Origin of the sequence: Micromonospora phaseoli (genome assembly GCF_900109115.1) — a bacterium.
GTDB lineage: Bacteria > Actinomycetota > Actinomycetes > Mycobacteriales > Micromonosporaceae > Micromonospora > Micromonospora phaseoli.
Genome location: NZ_FNYV01000016.1, coordinates 42404 through 60077, shown reverse-complemented (window position 1 = coordinate 60077; position 17674 = coordinate 42404). Strand labels below are relative to the sequence as shown.

17 protein-coding genes and 1 pseudogene are annotated in these 17674 nt (G+C 67.9%); 9 read left to right on the top strand and 9 right to left on the bottom strand.

Annotation, left to right across the window (positions count from 1 at the left end):
* The first annotated feature begins 126 nt into the window (after window positions 1-126).
* Window positions 127-885, top strand: a complete 759-nt coding sequence (locus BMY89_RS27675; protein WP_232521582.1) for a hypothetical protein — start codon at window positions 127-129, stop codon at window positions 883-885.
* A gap of 225 nt (window positions 886-1110) precedes the next feature.
* Here the strand turns inward: BMY89_RS27675 and BMY89_RS27670 are convergent, their stop codons facing one another.
* A complete protein-coding gene (locus BMY89_RS27670; protein ID WP_232521581.1) occupies window positions 1111-1572 on the bottom strand; it encodes a hypothetical protein in 462 nt (153 codons plus the stop codon).
* A 286-nt stretch (window positions 1573-1858) separates the two neighbouring features.
* Between BMY89_RS27670 and BMY89_RS31405 the strand changes: the two genes are divergently transcribed.
* The 5 genes from BMY89_RS31405 to BMY89_RS27640 all read left to right on the top strand — a co-directional run bounded on the left by BMY89_RS31405 (window position 1859) and on the right by BMY89_RS27640 (window position 4710).
* Window positions 1859-1987: a hypothetical protein gene (locus BMY89_RS31405; RefSeq protein ID WP_269766894.1), complete on the top strand. Its 129-nt coding sequence runs from the start codon at window positions 1859-1861 to the stop codon at window positions 1985-1987.
* A gap of 728 nt (window positions 1988-2715) precedes the next feature.
* Window positions 2716-3282 carry a CYTH domain-containing protein gene (locus tag BMY89_RS27660; RefSeq protein WP_092383108.1) on the top strand — a complete coding sequence of 189 codons (567 nt, stop codon included), beginning with the start codon at window positions 2716-2718 and terminating at the stop codon, window positions 3280-3282.
* Window positions 3283-3712: 430 nt separating this feature from the next.
* Entirely contained in the window at window positions 3713-4069 is a 357-nt protein-coding gene (locus BMY89_RS27650; protein WP_092383106.1) for a VOC family protein, read from the top strand.
* A 149-nt stretch (window positions 4070-4218) separates the two neighbouring features.
* On the top strand, window positions 4219-4407 hold the full coding sequence (locus BMY89_RS27645; protein ID WP_092383104.1) for a hypothetical protein: 189 nt from the start codon (window positions 4219-4221) through the stop codon (window positions 4405-4407).
* A 105-nt stretch (window positions 4408-4512) separates the two neighbouring features.
* Window positions 4513-4710 (top strand): hypothetical protein, encoded by a 198-nt coding sequence (locus BMY89_RS27640; RefSeq protein WP_139218025.1) that lies wholly within the window; start codon window positions 4513-4515, stop codon window positions 4708-4710.
* Window positions 4711-4974: 264 nt separating this feature from the next.
* On the opposite strand, the gene BMY89_RS27635 is transcribed toward BMY89_RS27640, so the two are convergent.
* From BMY89_RS27635 to BMY89_RS27620, 4 genes and pseudogenes are all read right to left on the bottom strand, one after another.
* The gene (locus BMY89_RS27635) at window positions 4975-5415 is read right to left on the bottom strand and encodes a hypothetical protein (RefSeq protein ID WP_092383100.1); all 441 of its coding nucleotides are present in this window, start codon (window positions 5413-5415) and stop codon (window positions 4975-4977) included.
* Window positions 5412-5924 carry a SigE family RNA polymerase sigma factor gene (locus tag BMY89_RS27630; RefSeq protein WP_092383098.1) on the bottom strand — a complete coding sequence of 171 codons (513 nt, stop codon included), beginning with the start codon at window positions 5922-5924 and terminating at the stop codon, window positions 5412-5414. Before BMY89_RS27630 ends, BMY89_RS27635 begins: the two co-directional genes overlap by 4 nt.
* Before the next feature lie 76 nt (window positions 5925-6000).
* A pseudogene (locus tag BMY89_RS27625) lies at window positions 6001-6210 on the bottom strand (transposase family protein); the annotation flags it as partial.
* 229 nt (window positions 6211-6439) lie between these two features.
* Complete coding sequence (locus BMY89_RS27620) at window positions 6440-7180, bottom strand: TioE family transcriptional regulator (protein WP_170147786.1); 741 nt, start codon at window positions 7178-7180, stop codon at window positions 6440-6442.
* Window positions 7181-7234: 54 nt separating this feature from the next.
* Here BMY89_RS27620 and BMY89_RS27615 point away from each other — a divergent pair, with 54 nt between their 5' ends.
* Entirely contained in the window at window positions 7235-8818 is a 1584-nt protein-coding gene (locus tag BMY89_RS27615) for a DUF6194 family protein (protein ID WP_092383095.1), read from the top strand.
* A 295-nt stretch (window positions 8819-9113) separates the two neighbouring features.
* On the opposite strand, the gene BMY89_RS27610 is transcribed toward BMY89_RS27615, so the two are convergent.
* Window positions 9114-9845, bottom strand: coding sequence for an alpha/beta hydrolase family protein (locus BMY89_RS27610; RefSeq protein ID WP_092383093.1), 732 nt, complete (start codon window positions 9843-9845; stop codon window positions 9114-9116).
* 326 nt (window positions 9846-10171) lie between these two features.
* The gene (locus tag BMY89_RS27605) at window positions 10172-11287 is read right to left on the bottom strand and encodes a MerR family transcriptional regulator (RefSeq protein WP_092383091.1); all 1116 of its coding nucleotides are present in this window, start codon (window positions 11285-11287) and stop codon (window positions 10172-10174) included.
* Window positions 11288-11425: 138 nt separating this feature from the next.
* Between BMY89_RS27605 and BMY89_RS27600 the strand changes: the two genes are divergently transcribed.
* Together BMY89_RS27600 and BMY89_RS27595 are read left to right on the top strand one after the other, a co-directional pair.
* On the top strand, window positions 11426-12073 hold the full coding sequence (locus BMY89_RS27600; protein ID WP_092383089.1) for an alpha/beta fold hydrolase: 648 nt from the start codon (window positions 11426-11428) through the stop codon (window positions 12071-12073).
* 119 nt (window positions 12074-12192) lie between these two features.
* The gene (locus BMY89_RS27595; protein WP_092383087.1) at window positions 12193-12903 is read left to right on the top strand and encodes an alpha/beta fold hydrolase; all 711 of its coding nucleotides are present in this window, start codon (window positions 12193-12195) and stop codon (window positions 12901-12903) included.
* A gap of 100 nt (window positions 12904-13003) precedes the next feature.
* Here the strand turns inward: BMY89_RS27595 and BMY89_RS27590 are convergent, their stop codons facing one another.
* Both BMY89_RS27590 and BMY89_RS27585 read right to left on the bottom strand, forming a co-directional pair.
* A complete protein-coding gene (locus BMY89_RS27590; protein WP_092383085.1) occupies window positions 13004-14887 on the bottom strand; it encodes an alpha/beta hydrolase-fold protein in 1884 nt (627 codons plus the stop codon).
* Between the two features lie 537 nt (window positions 14888-15424).
* Window positions 15425-17518 (bottom strand): glycoside hydrolase, encoded by a 2094-nt coding sequence (locus tag BMY89_RS27585; RefSeq protein WP_092383083.1) that lies wholly within the window; start codon window positions 17516-17518, stop codon window positions 15425-15427.
* Window positions 17519-17674 lie beyond the last annotated feature (156 nt).

Sequence of the window (17674 nt, the reverse complement as noted above, 5' to 3'; positions counted from 1 at the left end):
ACAGGGCCCGCGCCGTTCGCAGCGACGAAGCGTCCGGGGCCCGTATCGGGGTTCGGCGCCTGGTTCAGTAGTACGAGGACGCCCGCACTCATCTGGCAGTCGGGGCGCTTCGGAGCAGCGACAGCCGTGAGAGAACGGCTCGGCGTTGTGCCGGTGATCGTCGCCGAGTCGGCGTCGTGGGTGGCGGTGGCGTGCGCCTGCGGGGCGATGTTCTCGATCAGCTATGTTGCCGGCGTGGAGATCCAGGTGCTGGAGGGTGCGCTCGTTGAGGTGCCGACGGGCGACGGCACGGGCATGGACCGGCGTGCGTTCGGCGAGTTCGTGGGACCGGGTGGTGAGCTGGCCTCGTACGCGTTCGGCTGGACCACCGGCTCGGACCCGCACGTCGCCCGCCTGTCCATCGGGATTGGTGCCGGCAATCCTGGCGGTGGCACTTTCCACGCCGTCATGTTCGCGAACGAGGATGCGCACGCGTTCTCGCTCGTCGACGAGCCGTTCGAGCGGGTCCCGCAGGGCGGTCCGGACCTGACCGCAGACCAGTCGCGCGCCCACGAGGATCTGCCGTTCGTCTGGTGGGTCACCGACCACGTTATGCAACACGATCGGCGAGCCTGGTGGATGCGGCACTGGCTACTGGGCACCACCTGTATCCAGACCCCTGAAGTCTTCGAACGCCACGAGCCTGTTCTGCTGATCAGTCACGACGCGGACGACGGAGTCTGGCAGCTGATCGGAGCCACCGACGCGACAGGCAGCACCGGCAAACTCGGGCACCTGCACCATGCCGTCGACGAGGACCCCAGCCTGATCAACATTCTTGACCTGCCGCCCGGGCGCAGCGCGGTACGCGCCGGCGTCGGGAAACCCTGGACTGGCGACATCTAGCGCAATCGAGGCATTTCTTGCCGGCCTTCGGTCGGCCGCTGGCGAACGGTGGACCAGTATCCTCTTCTGGCCGCCGACCGCGCGTCACGTGGTGTTACGACACGCGACAGCCGCCCGGGTCAGGAACTGCCAATGAGATGTACAGCGTGCCGCCGTGCCGGTAACACCGGTTCCGCTCGGACGACTGGGACGACTACGCATAGGACGTCACCTGAGTTCGCGGTGTCAGTTGTCATAGGCGTCACGGGGTGACTCAGTAGCGGGGACCGTGGGTGGGCATTGGATCGTGGTCGGAGTGATCTCGCGTGGCCCGGTGACTTCCCGGCTGATCACGAAACGCACGCAGATGTTGTAGTGGACGTCTTGCCCACTCAACCAACCGTCAGAGGCCGCGCCCGTCATCACGACCTCGACCGTGGCCAGTGGACCAACCCCGTGGTCATCGAAGTTGTGCACCACGGACGTGAGTTGCGTGCCACCTGTCTGGAGGACCAGCCGGTTGAGTACCGATTCGTTGCTCTTCCAGCCCTCCAAGTTGTGCGAGTCGGTGGCCCACGGCTCGGTCTCGTGGGCGATCTGCCTCGCCCGCTGCAGCACCTGCTCACGGGCACGGTCGGAGGCGGATGCGCAACCAGCCGATGACAGCACGACGAGGCAGGCCAGCAACCCACATGCGACTGTCACCATCCCTTGATCCGAAGCGAAGGGCCGTCGGGTGGCAGCGGTGTCTTGTGGCATCGCCTCAGGAAAACATCGGTGCCCGCAACCGTGCATCTGTCCGCGTACTCAGGACGTTGCCGGGTAGCCGGGCACGACGGACCCGGGCACCCTGACGTCCGGGCACGCCGCCGACCGGGCGTCACAGAACGTGACCAAGGGCCGCGGCGTCCAGCGTGCGGTCATGCCGAGTTGCGGATGCTGGGAGGGCCTTCGGCAGGCGAGGCTTAGACCTGCTGCAGGAGGTGAGGATCGGATGATCTCGCATATTGATCCACTCGGCGAGATCGTTCAAGTCCTCGCCATGGTCGAACAACCGTCAGACGTGATGACCATGGCTCAGTATGATCGCTCACTCCGCTCAGCGGGCGGCCTGCTGCCGTGATCCGTCCGAACCGTCTGTTTGGAAGAGCGTGCACAACCGGTTGTGATGCCCGAAACGCCTGCGGCCGGCGGTGGATCTTGTGTCCCTGGTGCCCACTCGTGACCGCCGCGTTTCCCGAGCACTGCCCCGTGGATGGCCCGGCGCAGCCTCGGACTTGTAGAGGTGACGGCTGCCCTGCGTTGGCGATTGCTGCTTCCTCGTATCCTGCGGGCCATGCCCGGTGATCCGCTCAGCTCGCGCCCACCACTCAGGCGAGCGACCCGTACGTTGATCGCCGCGCTGCTGGTGTTCGGCGTGGTGGTGCCATCCGTCATCATCCGTGAGCTGATCGAGGGCGCGATGGGCAGTGGTCCGCTCGTGGATCTCGGCTGGATCGCAGTTCCGATGGCGGCCGCGGCCACATCCTGCACACCGTCGCGCTGTTCCCCGGACGATGGCCAGGACGTCCACTCACCGAAGACGCCCTCGCACGACGACTGCGCGCGCACGGGCTGCAACCACGTCAAAGTCGCAACACCGCACTGTTCATGCCCGCCGCCGAGGTCCCCGCCGCGATCCCGGCCAAATGCTCGGCATCCACATCAAAGCCGCCATCCAATGGCAGCAACTCTCCAACGGAGACTGGACCACCTACGCCGCCGAGGTCAGTCGGCGGGCAAGGCTGATGTGACCTCGAAAGCCACGGAAACACGCTGCCCGAAAGCGGCATTGGCTGACAAGATCTCCTGATGACCGACAAGGCCGGCGGCATTCGAGGTGAGTCAGTTTGCCCGGGAAAGTACGCTCGCGTCGAACGGGAACGGCGGTTTCTCCTAGCTGAACCGCCGATACCGTCAGCAGTGACGGCCACCCGGACGATCACCGACCGGTATTTGGTGGGAACCCGCCTGCGTCTACGGCGCGCCGACTGGCCAGACGGCGGTTGCGAACTCAAACTGACCCAGAAAGTGCCGGTCGCTCAACCGGGCGCCGTTCAGGGACTGATCACGAACACGTACTTGTCGCCAACCGAGTACGACCTGCTTGCCCGGCTGCCGGCCACCTTGCTGTCCAAGACGCGCTTCAGCGTGCCTCCCTTGGGCGTCGACGTCTTCGGCGGCCATCTACAGGGCCTGGTCCTCGCGGAAGCCGAGTTCACGACCGACGAGGAAGCGCAGCGTTTCGTGCCTCCTGCGGACAGCGTGGCAGAGGTGACTGACGACATCCGTTTCACCGGAGGCCGCCTCGTGGAAACCACCCGCCAACAGCTGCTCCAGTGGCTGGCCGAGTACGGGCTCCAACCAGCGAAACGCTAGAAGACGCGCCCCTCAATCCCGGGCATTCCAACAGTTCCAATAGCTGATCTCACCATTAGACGGCACCCGCAAGGGCGCACCTGACGCGATTCAGGTCGCCGACCGGTGGCACCTGCTGAAGAACCTCAGCGACACCATCGAGAAGATTGTTCGTGGGCACCGCCGGGTCGTCGAGGCCGTGGTGGAACGCGACCCGGAGCGTTATCGCAGCGCCGATGATGAGTACGACTGCCTGATGCTGGAGTTGGTGCTCAGCGCGATCGTTCTCGGAGAGCCGGCGAAAGAACTCCGGCAGCAGCTGGTGAGGTTGACCCGCAAGAGGTCGGGGAACCGGGAAGTTCCCGCCGGAGCCGTGCAGCACAGTGCCCTGGGTCTGCGTTCGGGTTCGTAGGTCACGTTCTCGGTGGACGTGCTCTGTCAGGATCGGCGCATGGCGAACGTCTGGTCCGGTGTGACGATCGACTGCCTTGATCCCGAGCGGGTAGCCCGATTCTGGAGCGCCCTGCTCGGTCGCGAGCCCGGCTCGTCGCAGGAGGGCTGGGTCTACCTAGGCGAGCGAGGTGACCCGCAGCCACGGCTGGTGTTCCAGCCAGTGGCTGAGCTCAAATCAGGCAAGGTGCGAATTCATCTCGACATCTCCGTGGACAATATCGACGAGGCCATGACGGCGGTCATCAAGCTCGGTGGCCGGTCCACCGGTGAGCGGCACGACTACGAGGAGGGTGTGGTCGTTGTCATGGCCGACCCGGAGGGCCACGAGTTCTGTCTGGTTGAGTACTACGGCTAACGGCGGCGCACGGGCGGCACGCTCATCGGCATAGAAAGACGTCCTGCGTGTCAGCGCAGGATGTAGGAACGTCCCCCTGATGCGCCTGTCGGGCTTGGTGTCCCATCGCAGGAGGAGGACGTTCATGGGCAACGGTAGCGGTGTGTCCCGTGGTGATCGCAACCGCAAACGCGCGGCTTGCTCGGTTGCCGGTGTTGGACCCGTCCGTGAACGCGATCGTCGGCATCGATCTTGCAGACAAGATGCAAACGGTCGTGGTCAACCACCGCGACTCGAAAGTGTTGGCGCGTAAGACCTTCCGGTGCCATGCCTGGGATCTGGGTGCGGCGTTGGACTAGGCGAGTAGGCAGGCTGCGGCGAAAGGCTTCGCCGGGGTCACGGTGGCGTGCGAGCCGACCGGTCACCGCTGGCGAATGTTGGGCCAGCTGGCCGGGGATCGAGCAATGCCGTTCGACGAGACCGCTGAGAAAGACGCCGTGATCATTGCTCGGCTGACGACGCAGCTGCGCTGCTACGTTCCCGATCCGGTTGATGAGACGTGGGGCGGGCTGCGCGACCTTCTCGACGCCGGAGACCTGCGACCGCCCCACTATCGGGTCGACGACGTGATCGCGCTGGCCGAGCGGATCGACCTGGATTGAGCCGCCGGCTCTCACCGACCGGGCCAGCGGCCTGCTGCCGGGCTGCGGCACGGATACCGGACGGCGCGTCGGCGGCGGACCGTGGGCCCGCCGCCGACGCCGGGCTTGCCGGATGGTGGACGAGCCATCCGGCAAGCCCGGCGGTGGCCGACTCCCGTCCGGGGCGGGATGACGGGCTGACGGACCTGGAGTTAGGAACCCCCGGACCCTTCGGACCCACCGGCGGGGACGGGTCAGGACCGGATCGGGACAGGGCTGGGCAGTTCAGGACCGGATCGGGACAAGGCTGGGCAGGCCAGGATCGATCGGGACAGGGCTGGCCAGCTTTCCCGGCGGGGGCAGGTCAGGACCGGTCGGGACAGGGCTGGGCAGGTCGGGATCGATCGGGACAGGGCTGACCAGCTTTCCCGGCGGGGGCAGGTCAGGACCGTTCGGGACAGGGCTGATCGGGACAAGGCTGGGGGAGGCGGCCGGCGCCTGGTCGGCGGGAGCGGACGGCGGCGGGGCGTCCCGGTTCACGGCCGCGAACGCCAGCGGCGTGCCGACCATGAGGGCGGCGACGACGCCCGCCACCCCCACGGAGACGGTGAGGGTACGACGCTTGCGCGCCCGGTCGACGGCGGAATCTGCCAGATTCATCGGGACTGCCTCCTCGGCAAGATCGGTAAGGGTGGATCGGATGAGGTCGTCGATCGGGGTGTTCATCGCTTCAGCTCCAGCACGAGTTCGGCATCGGGCAGCACCTCACGCAGCCGACCGACCGCCCGGTGGGTCCGGCTGCGGACCGTCCCGACCGAGCAGCCGAGCACCTCGGCCACCTGTCGCTCGGGCAGGTCCTCGTAGTACCGCAGGACCAGCACCGCGCGCTGCGCCACGGGAAGGCGCAGCAGGGCTGCCCGCATGGCCAGCCGCAGGTCGGCATGGCCGCTGTCGTCCGGGTGTTCCCGCTCGACCGGCGAGCCGACCAGGGTCTCCCGTAGTCGTCCCCGGCGCCGCCACCAGCTGACCCGCTCGCGGTACATCACTGCGCGCACGTACCCCTCGGGGTCCTCGTGCCGGATCGTCGGCCATTTGACGTACGTCTTGGCCAACGCCGACTGCACCAGATCCTCGGCGGCATGCTGGTCGCCGGTGAGCAGGTAGGCCGCCCTGATCAGGGCGGCGGTCCGGCTCTGCGCGAACTCACCGAATCTGGCTCTCGCCTTGTCGTCCAACGCTCAGCTCCATCCGGTACGCCTCATTCACCACCACAGACGCGCGGGACCGCGCCCACTATCCATGAGATGCTTTTCATCCTGGGTGGCGGTTGGTGTCGACGTGGTGCGGGACGAGGATGGCCTGCACGATCGTGGTCGCGCGGTGTGGGCAGCAGCGCAGCTTGGTCAGGGTTCTCCAGGTCTTGAGGGTGGCGATCGCGCGTTCGACGAGGACGCGGATCTTCGCGTGGGCCCGGTTCACGGCCTTCTTCCGGCGGGACAGCGCGGGCCGGCAGCGGTGCCGTCACCAGGATCGGCGCTGGTTACGGTGGCTACGGATGCGATCAGCCAGGTGGTTGAAGGTCCGGCCAGACAACGAGATCGTGGACCGGGAAGACAGCACAGGCGAGGCTCCGGGTTACGCTGCCGGGACCAACCCCATTACGGCTGTGCAGGGACAGACGACGGACGAGGCACCGACCAGAGCTTGACCAAAACGGCTAACGCTGCTGAGCGGGCGTTCCAGGGGGTGTTCAGCGCCGTACGGCGGGCTTGGTGTCGGCGTCGAGGTATTCGGCGAGCCGGGCGGCCCCGGTGAGCATGGCTTGGCCGCGGGCGGTGAGTTGTTCCCGCCACTGGCGTAGCGACGCGGCGAGCGGTTCGGTGCCACCGGCTTGGCGCACCCGACGCAGCACGCCGGCGATGTGGTCGAGCCGGTACCCGCCGCGGCGCAGCAGGTGAGCGAGTTCCGCGTCGCGGACATCGTCTGGTGAGTAGACGCGGTAACCGGTCGCCGGATCGCGCGCCGGCTGCAAGATCCCAGCCCGCTCCCACTTGCGCAGGGTCGCGGGTCGTACGCCGAGGCGGTGGGCCAGCACGCTGATCGGCACGGCTTTGCGGCTCTGCGGTTGCTGTTGCGAACCGGTGAGAATGGCGACCGTCGTCTCGACCGCGTCCAGGGTTGCCCGGTCGCGTTGCAGCAGGACGTGGCTGTGGTCGATCATGCGCAATGCGGCGTCGATGTCGCCCCGGTTGACGGCACGCATGATGTCGCCGCTGGCCGGGTAGCCGTGGCCCGCGATCAGCGCGAGGTAGGCGCTCAGCGCCTTGGCGTGCACCTCGGTAAACCGGCGGTAGCCGGTCGGGCTGCGCTGGGCCGGCGGCAGGACGCCATCTCGTTCGTAGTTGCGCACGGCCTGCGCGGAGAGGCCGTGCCGGCGCGCGAGGTCGACCGGTCGGCGTACCCCTGGGTTGGAGGATTTCGTGGCTGTCACCGCGCTCCATCGCTCACAAGTCTCAACCGGAGGTTCAACGATACGGTTGATGGAATGACCTCCCTTCTCGACCTGCTGGCCGTACCGCCGACTCTGCTCGCGCTCGGCGAGCCGACGCACGGCGAGTCCGCCTTCCTCCAGATCCGCAACGAGACCTTCATGTCGCTGGCCGAGCAGGGCTACCGGTCGATCGCGCTGGAGAGCGATCGGGCGGCGGGGCTGATCGCCAACGAGTTCGTCCAAGGCTCCACCGCGGTCGCACTCGACCGTGCGCTCACCGAAGGGTTCAGCCACGGGCTCGGCGCCGCGCCGGCCAATCGCGACCTGCTGCTGCGGATGCGCGAGTGGAACGTCGGACGGTCGGCCTCCGAGCGCCTGACGTTCCACGGCTTCGACGCCCCGCTGGAAATCGAGGGCGCCCCGAGTCCCCGGCGCTACCTCACCCGGGCTTGCGAATTTCTCGGCCTGGACCGATCAGCGGAGATCGACGACCTGATCGGGGACGAGGCTCGGTGGAGCGACATGGCAGCGATCTGGGAGCCCGGCAGGTCGATCGGGCGTTCGGCCGACGCCCAGCGCCTGCGGGTGCTCGCCGACGACCTGCTGACCGAGCTGTACCTGAACGCACCCCGACTGGCCGAGGACTGGCAGACGGCGTTCGTGCACGCCACGTCCGCTATCGCGGTGCTGCGCTACCACGCAGCGGCCGCCGCACCACTGAAGCGGGAAGAACGCTTCGCCCGCCTGGCCGGGGTCCGAGACGCGCTGATGGCCGAAAACCTACTCGCGATCCGCTCGGCCGAGGCATACCGCGGACCCACGCTGGTCTTCGCGCACAACACGCATCTTCAGCGGCAGTCGAGCACGATGACTATGGCCGGAGTGGACGTCTCGTGGGCCGGCGCCGGCGCGATCATCGCATCGCTGTTGGAGGGCCGGTACGCGGTGATCGTCGGTAGCCTCGGCGCGAGCCCCGCGCTCGGCATCGAGGTACCCACCCGGTCGACCTACGAAGGCAGACTCCAGCAAGAGACCACGCTTCCGCGGTACGTCCGGGCATCCGACATAGCGGCGGCCGAGCGGAGAACGCACGATTACCGCTACTTCCCGCTGGATCAGGCCACTATCGAACACGCCGACGCGGTGCTGCACATCCCGACCGGCGTCGACGCGGCGATGCTCGCCGACCGGATCCTCGCGCTGCCCGGCGTCGAGCAGATCGTGGCGAGCGAGGAGAACGGATCACCCGAAGGCGCCTGGGGCGACCGGTTCTTCCATGTCGGCCCCGACCGCCGCCAGCCGTTCGCCACTATCGTCGAGCACGACGTGCCCGGCTTCGACGACGCCTCCCAACTCGACCGGCCCGGCGTCTTCCGCCTCAACCTGGACCTGGGCCGAACTGAGTTCGAGAGCCTGTTCGGTTTCCCACCCAAGGCTTTCGAGGAGCACCGGCACGAGTTCGACTTCGCCCGGCTGGACACTCTCGTACCGCACCCGGGCTACGCGCTGTATGGCTTCGGCAGCATCGTCATGCCCGGGCCCCACGTACTGCCCGAGATCGACCGGCTCCTCGCCATCGCTTACGCCCGAGCAGTCGACCGCCACGAACGCGCCGCTCGCCGCGCGGCTGACCATTGAGCCCTACGCTCGACCAGCGACAGAAGGGTGCAGGTGGATTCCTGCCCCGGTCGTCGGCGCCTGCCTGTTCTATGGTGCTCCGGGGCAGGATCCGGAAATCGGTGGTCGTCCGTACACGTCGGGGCTGGTGCGGAGGCCTGGAGACGAGCCGCCCCGACCGGCCGGTACCGCCGCGGTCGGGGCGGTAGTGCGCGTCTGCTGGCCACCGCCATCGAGGATGGCCGGGACCTGCCCTCGATGAGCGGCCTCCTGCCCGACAACTCCTATCGTCTGCTGTCGGCCGGACGGCCCGGCTTCACTTCAGGTGCCGGGCGAAGAACCGGTTCCCGGCGTCCCCCTCGAAGTGTGGGACGCCGGTGTGCCCGCCCATGTTGGCGTGCAGCGTCTTCTCCTTGGAGCCGAAGGCGTCGAACAGGTCCAGGGCCAGCTGCCGGTCGTTTCCTTCGTCGTCCCACTGCAGCAGGACCTGTAGTGGAATGGTGACCTGCCGGGCCTGCTCGAACATGGTGCGGGGCACGTAACTGCCGGCGAACAGTAGGGCGGCCGAGATGCGCGGCTCGACCACCGCCAGCCGGATGCCGATGGCGATCACCCCTCCCGCGTACCCGACCGGGCCGCCGATCTCGGGCAGCGAAAGGAGGGCGTCCAGGGCGGCCTGCCATTCCGGGACCGCCTTGTCGACCAGCGGGAGGACGAGCCGGTCGACGATCTCGTCGTCGACGGGCTCGCCGGCCTCCAGTGCCCGGTGCAGGTCGGCACGGGCCTGTTCGGCGGCGGCGGAACGGGGCCGGTCACCGCCCCCCGGGAGCTCGATGGTGGCTGCGGCGAAGCCCTCCGCCGCGCAGTGCCGGGCCCGGGCCACCAGTCGGGGGTACATCTTGTGCAGTCCGCCGGGGTGGCCGAGCAGGATCAGCGGCGTAGGTGCGGATGCGGATGCGGGTGTCCACAGGATGCCGGGGATCTCGTCGAGGGTGAATTCGCGTTCGAGTACGCCGTCGTCGAGGCGCTGTTCGTGAGTGAATCGCATGGTCGTGCCTTTCGGGAGTGCTCGTGGGCGGCGCTCCCGGACGATCTATCGCCCGACCGTGACCCCAGAGGGGAGCACCCATGTCGATTCGTCCACGGGTACCACCTCCTTGTTCTCTCGCACGGCCTGGGAAAGGTAGCAGTGGGCGCCGTGGTCGCCAACAGGATTTTGCGGAGCTTCGGGGGTGGCGTCGATGACGCGTCGACCGGGTCGTCCAGGATCGTCGAGGACCTTCAGGCCGAGCGCGCCATGCCGGCCCGGCGTCACCGACAGCATCTACTGATCGCGGCGGGTCGGCTCCTTGCTGGCGTTCCCATGCACGGTGTTCAGGCTACGAGCAGACGGAGGCCGAGTTCCGCAGAGTCGAGGGCGGCGAGCTCGCGGTTGCGCTCGGCCCACCGGCCCGAGGAGAGGTCCTCGTGGAGTGTGCTTACTGCCCGCCGCTCGGCCTCCGGCCCGACTCTGGTCCATACCGATACGGCGCGGCGCACGTGTTCGTCCAGGTACGCCTCGGGCCGGCGCCAGTGCGCCTCGAAGAAGCCGTCGGCGCAGTCCCACGGGATGAGCAGCGGCTCCGCGCGTCCCTCGACCGCGTGGGTCAGGTCGGCCAGGGATGGCCAGCCGACGAGTAGGTCCGCGAACTCAGGCAGGTAGTCGCGGGTCAGCCAGAACCGCTGTCGCCAGCCGGTGTCATCGGCGTCGTAGGTCAACACCACCACGCGGCGGGCCACCCGCCGCATCTCACGCAGCCCGGCGACCGGGTCCAGCCAGTGATGAACGGTGCTGACCGCCATCGCGGCGTCGAAGGACTGGTCCTCGAACGGCAAACTTTCCGCAGCGGCGGCCACACACGGCGCCGCTCCCAGGGGACGCTGTGCCCGCATCACCGCCGACGGCTCCACCGCGGTGACGTCGCGGTCGGGGGGTTCGTAGGAGCCGGTGCCAGCCCCGACGTTCAGCACCGTCCGTGCGTCCCCCAGCGCATCCCAGATGCGCGCGGCGATCCGCGGCTCGGTGCGCCGCGTCGCTGGGTACGCGGATCCGATGGCGTCGTACAACTGCGCGCCAAAGACTTTCAACTGATCCTCTGGCGTCGTCCTGATCCCCATTGCCCGTGCCTCCAGTTCCCTGTCGATAGCAATCACCATGGCGGCAGCACGGTCGCGCTGCTCCAGCAGCAGGCCGCGTAGCCGACGCAGGTGCGAGACTGCGTCGGTGGCCGGGTCGTCAACCAGATCCGCGATCTCGCGCAGACCGAAGCCCAGCCGCCGGTAGGCGAGCACCTCCCGCAGCCGCTCTACATCGCTCGCGGAGTAGGCCCGGTATCCCGCTGCGGTCCGGGTGGACGGCTGCAGCAGGCCGATCTCGTCATAGTGATGCAGCGTGCGGACGGTTACCCCCGCCAGCTCGGCCACACGTCCCACGGTCAGGTGCTCCGCCACGTCACCGACTATGTGGCATGACGCCACGTGAGGGACAAGTGTTTCGCTCCCGACATGATCAGGTTTCCGGTCATCGGCGTGTTCACAGCGAACCGCGCTCTGTGCTGGCTGTCGTACCCGTGTGTGAGGCTTCGAGGCGTGACGACTTTCGTTCTGATCCACGGCGGTGGGGGCAGCGCCTGGGATTGGCATCTTCTGGTCCCTGAGCTGGCCAGCCTCGGCCACGACGTGGTGGTGCCGGAGCTGCCGATCGAGGACACCTCAGCGGGGTTCACCGAATTCCGCGCAACGGTCGCGGCCGCGATCGGTGACCGGAGCGACCTGGTGGTCGTCGGACACTCGTATGGGGCGTTCACCGCGCCGCTGATCGCGGACAACCTGCCGGTGCGGCTGATCGTCCTGCTCACTCCGATGGTGCCGGCGCCCGGTGAGAGGCCCAGCGACTGGTGGGACAACACCGGATACCGCGGCGCGGAAGGGCTCAGCGAGGAGCAACAGTTCTACAACGGTGTGCCGGCCGAGGTCGTTGCGGAGGCGGCGGCGCACGGCCGGGAACAGGTCAGCGTGGAGTGGGACGAGCCGTGGCCTCTGGATGCCTGGCCGGACGTACCGACGAAGGTGCTCATCGCCCGCGAGGATCAGTTCTTCCTGGCGGATTTCCAGCGCCGTGTGGCCGCCGACCGGCTCGGTGTAGTTCCGGATGAGATCGATGGTGGCCACTCGGTGGCACTGAGCCACCCGAAGCAACTCGCCGACCGGCTAACCGCGTATCTGCTGGGGCACTGAAGGCATAAGGAGTCCGTCCCGCACGGTCCCCGCCGAGGTTTCACCCTCGGGAAACGGGTATGCAGGCGTACCGGCGTGGCCGCCGGCTGGACACGTCATGGAGTAAGGGAGCGCGCGCCATGCCCGATCCGCAGCCCACCATCGTCCTCGTGCACGGCGCGTTCGCCGAGTCGGCGAGCTGGAACGGTGTGATCGAGCGGCTGGGCGCCGCGTACGGTGTGGTGGCCGCCGCCAATCCGCTGCGGGGCGTCGCAGGCGATGCCGCGTACCTGCGGGACGTGATACGTGGGATCGGCGGCCCGGTCGTCCTCGTCGGCCATTCCTACGGCGGCATGGTGATCACGCAGGCCGCGGCTGACGAACCGTCGGTGCGGGCCCTCGTGTACGTCAACGCCCTCTGTCCGGACACCGGTGAGACCGCGCTGTCGCTGTCCGGGAAGTTTCCCGGCAGCACGCTCGCCGACACGCTGGTGCAGTACCCGTTGTCGACCGGCGGTAACGAGGTGGCGATCGGCCAGGACGCCTACCACGCGCAGTTCGCCGCGGACGTGCCGTCCGACCTTGCCGCGCTCATGGCCCGCACCCAGCGGCCGGTCACCGAACAGGCCCTGAGTGACGGGCTCTCCGGCGACCCTGTCTGGCGATCGCTGCCCAACTGGTTCGTGTTCGGGGACGCCGACAAGAACATTCCGGTCGCCGCACATCGGTTCATGGCCGAGCGGGCCGACCCGCGGGGCCAGCGCGAGGTCGTCGGCGCTTCGCACGCGATGGCGGTGTCCCAACCGAGCGAGGTCGCCGAGACGATCATCGAGGCGGTCCGGGGGTCGTGAGCGGCTGACGTTCCGGGCGAACACGCCGACGAAACGGTGGCCGGGCCCGGCCACCACGGTGGGCCGACGACGGGACGTCGCCGGCCCACCGTGCTGCTGGCTACCGAACTCGCAGCTTCTGATGCACGGCCGCGGCGGGAGCGTAGGTCGAGTCACCGGAGTAGGCGACGTGGACCGGGTATGCCCCTGCCTCCAGTCCGCTGGTCGGCAGTTTGACGACGGCCGAGCCGCCGGTCAGCGGAACCACCTGTGTGGTGCCGCCGAAGGTCACGGCGATCTCACCGGTCGCCTTCGGCGTCTTCTTGTGCCGGGACTGCGCCCGCACGTCGACGTCCAGCTTGAACGTGCCACCACGGACGATCGACGCAGGTGCGGCTTTCGCCTTCACCACGGTCTTCGCCGTGCCCGGAGGCGTCAGGGTGACCCGGGCTGAGCTCGCCTTGGTCGGATCGACCACCGACGTCGCCACGACGGTGAGCGACGACGACCTCTCGGCGGCGGCCACCGAGAGCAGACCAGCTGCGGAGATGGTGGTGTCCTTCGAGGTCGCTCCCTTGACCGACCACGTCACTGCGGGGCTCACACCGTCGTTGGTCGTCACCTGAGCGTTGAACTGCCTGACCCAGTTCCAGCCCCGCGTCAGCTGCACACTCGCGGGCGTCACCGAGACGGAGTCGACCCCCGACCACAGGTGGTCTCTGGCGAAGATCGTGAACAGCTGGCTCGCCGTCATCCCGTCGTGCGCGCCGGGAACCTGGGTCGTCTGCGCGGCGTACCCACGAGCCCGGAAGTTGTTCGCGATGGCGTTCTGGGCGTTGAGATTGCCCTCGAAGACGCCGTTGCCGAGGAAGACGAAGAGGTCATCGTCCCCGACCGCGTCCGCGACGTTGTCGTAGTCCTGCGTGGTGAGGGACGGATTTCCGGAGAAGTGTCCATAGAACGCGAACGTGGTCGGGTAGCCCCTGATGACGTGGGCGCCGGTCATCCCGCCGTACGAGAACCCGGCGTAGGCGCGCCCAGCACGCTCGGTCGAGACGTTGTACTTCTCTTCGATGAGGGGGAGGATCGTCTGGACCAGGTTGTTGGCGGCGTTGGTCTGGTTGTAGGAGGCGAAGCCGAGGCTGGTGCCCGTGAAGTGATTCCCCATGGTGACAACCACGGTGGGCTCGATCTCGCCCTTCGCCGTCATGTTGTCCAGGATGTTCGGGACATTGGCAGGGACCATGAAGTCGGTCTCGTCACCGAAGATGCCGTGGGCCAGATACGCCACCTTGTACGGCTCTGCGCGGTTGGCGTCGTAGTTGGCCGGTAGGTAGACGCCGAGGTAATGGCCACTGTCGCCCAGGATGGTCGTGTAGGGGATGTACTGGACTTGGCCCCGCTGTGAGCGGTTGGCCATTGGGAGTTCGTACTCCGCACGCTCTTTCAGCACCGGGTCGTTCTGCTTCTTGGCGTACGGAACGTACACGGCATCGAGAACGTCGTTGTTCCGGACGCGGAACGATGACTCGCCCGGGGGTCTGGGGTTCGTCGAGGCGGGATCCCAGATGCGCTTGTTCTCCCAACCCTGGGTCGGGTCCCAGACCCGGTACCAGTAGCTGAGACTGCCGGCGTGCAGCGGGACGGAGACCGACCAGTTCCCCTTCGAATCCCTGGTCATGTCCCTGAGGAACTCGGTACCTCCGGCGTGGTACCGCCCCGGCTGCCACTCTTCCGGCTGATACCGCGTGTTGCCGGTATTGACGTCGAGCAGCGTCAGGTCCCCGGCAAGGCGGACCTGCGTGGCGTTGGGATTGTGGTAGACGAACTTGACGGTGTATCCGGTCGGTGAGCTTCGGTCCGCCGTTACGGTCGCGCCTTCTGCAACTGCGGGCCTGCCTGCGGCGGCAGCCGGCGCGGAGGCGACGGCGCCTACACCCAGGGACATTATCGCTAGCAACGAGATCGCACGCCTGAGCCTGCGCCTTCCGATCGCCTTCCTCATCTGAACATACTCCTCTGTAGTCCCTATTCGTGGCCTGATTCGGATCTCACGGTCTTGGTAGGACACCGGCAACCAGGGTTCCGTGTTTCACCTCCGTGGCGGGCATCTTCTGACCCGGCATGTATGGCGTCCGATGGCGGATAGTGCCGACGAATCCCGAGGCTGGGATGCAGCGGATTACTGCTGGAGGAGCCACTGGGTCCGCGGGACGAGACGCGGTGTGGTGGTGGGACATGAAGAGCCTCCTCCTGGGCCACGAGGGCTCCCTGCCCCGGGATGTGACCCGTTCTGGCACTCTGTGGACCTGGCACTCTGCTAAATCGAATTAGCGTGGGTAGTGTGGCCAGGTGCGGCTTTCGATGTCAAGGGTGTTCCAGGGCTGTTACGTGCTCGGGTTGCTCCTGGTCACGGCGTCGATGCGGTCGGCGGTCGGCCGCAGGGTGCTCGGGCGATGTCGGTTGGGCGGTGACCCGCCGTGGCGCCGCAGCTGGATCGCCGAGGAGTCAGCAACGCTGCCTTGGCGGCAACGACGCTCCGTCAGTCGCTGAACTCGGCGCGATCCACGGCGAAGAGCGCGCCGTCGTCGCCGGTGAATACCAGGTAGAGGTCGTGGAAGCCGTTCGCGGCGCCCGGGCTGGTGTCGATCCAGGTCGTCGCGGTCACCCAGTCGGCGCCGGACCCCGGCGGCACGGTCATCGAGCCGACGAGCGGTCCGTTCGGCCCGTCGATCCGTGCCTCGATGACTCCGCCGGCCTTGGGAGCGACGGTGGCGTGCAGGCGCAGTTGGCCCTTCTGGTCGGCGAAGCCCGCCGCCGAGCCGTCCGCGAAGTTGACATTCGCCCAGCGCAGGTGGCTGCCATCGCGTACGCCCGTGACGACCCTGCCGTGCTCGGGCGTGGTGACCACCCTCAGCCCGGCGGACTGCCCGTCGTTCTCCTCGGCCAGGTAGGTGGAGAACACGTCCTTGCGGTCGGGCAGTGCGGGCAGCTCGGACCACTTCGGTACGAACGTCGTCACGCTGCGGCCACGGAGGTTCGTGCTGAAGGACCCGCCGTGGGTGCGGATGTCGGCCAGCTTCTTCATGTTCTCGTTGCCCGACGTGCGGTACGGCACCACCGACGGACGGGGCCCCTTGCCGGCGGCGACGTGGGAGACGCACTCGCCCTGGTTGCGGAACATCGGGTTGACGAAGGTGGCCCAGCCGCCCTTCTTGCAGTCCTGCCTGCTCTCCGGCGGAAGCGGGAAGCCGCCCGCGAGATCGACGGTGAGCGGCACGTCGTCCGCGTTGTTGTTGACCACGACGATGGTGAAGTCGTGCGTTGCCTCGTCCTTGTACGCGGTGAGCGTCACCCCGGGCACCGGCGTCCTGGTGGCGCCGATCATCACGTCGCCGGGGTCGATGAAGCGGCTGTACTGGCCGAACGTGTAGTACCGCTTGAAGATGCGGTACTGGCCGTTCTCGGTCGGGTTGCCGCTCTGCGGGGTGCCGGTGTTGACCAGGCGGATCAGGTCCGAGCCGTCGGCGCCGTTGTTCGCCACCGGCCACCACCAGAAGTAGGCGTTCAGCCGGGTCTCGTCGAACAGGTTCCCGATGAGGGTCGCGTAGCGTAGGCCGTCGCTGATCGTGTTGTTGACGAACAGCCGGTCGCGCGGTGCGCCCTGGTTCATGTACTCCGTCTGCCAGATGGTCTTGCCGAGCGCGTGTGAGGTGGTGAACGCGGTGGGCGCGGCGCGCGTGGCGTCGTCGATCAGCCCGGAGTATCCGTGCGCCGCGACGACGTCGACGTGCTGGTTCGCCGCCGGGTCGGTGATCGCCGGCAGCGCGTACCCCTCGTGGAAGCCGACGCCCTCGCCGAGCACGATCTTCGCGGCCACCCCCCGACGCTCGAACGTGGGACCGAGGTGGTCGCGCACCAGGACCCGCAGCTCCTCGGCCGTCCACTGGCAGCTGGAGTAGCCGGTGGTGATGTCGGGTTCGTTGGTCGGTGAGAGGTGCGTGATCCTGATGCCGAACTCGCGCTCGTAGCCGAGCACGTACTCGGCGAGGTAGTCGGCGAACGCCTGGTACATGTCGGGTCGCAGTTTGTTCGGCAGGCCGGCGGAGCCGGCGGAGGTCACGCTGTTGTTCTGCTTCATCCACGCCGGCGGGCTCCACACGCTGGCGAGGATCGTCTCGACGCCGCGCACCTGCGCCTGCCGCATCAGCCAGACCTGGTGCGCGTCGAAGTCGGCCTTGCGTTGCGCCCAGTCTGGCTGGTCCCACACGAACATGCCCGGCTCCGGGGCGATCGTCTGCGTCGGGCCGTCATAGCTCTGGTCGCCCCAGACGCCGCCGTCGCCCACCATGACCCGCACGATGTCCAGACCGATTCCGGCCTGGTCGTCGAAGATCATGTCAAGCATCCGCGAGGCCAGCGGTTCGCCGAGCCGCTGGATCCCACCCGCCTTGTGGAACGCGAACGCCCCACCGAAGCCGTCGACCGTCTGCCGCTCAGCGCTCCAGTCGACCACGGCGGTGGGCGGGGGAGCGGGCCGGTGCGCGGTGCCGCCCGTAGCCGTCGAGGCCACCAAGCTCCCGACCACCACCACGGCGGTGGCCAGCCGGACCATCCATGCCGATCGCCGTCGCATCACATGCCCCCGTCGCTCGAACCACCCGGCAAAGCGCGTGCGGACAGCGGGAACAGGGGCAGCCCTGCGCCACCGAGACGCCGCCGCGGGTGATTCATCGACGTCCGTGAATCCAGGCTAGGGGGCTGCACGCTGACGAGCAAGGCGGGGCGAACC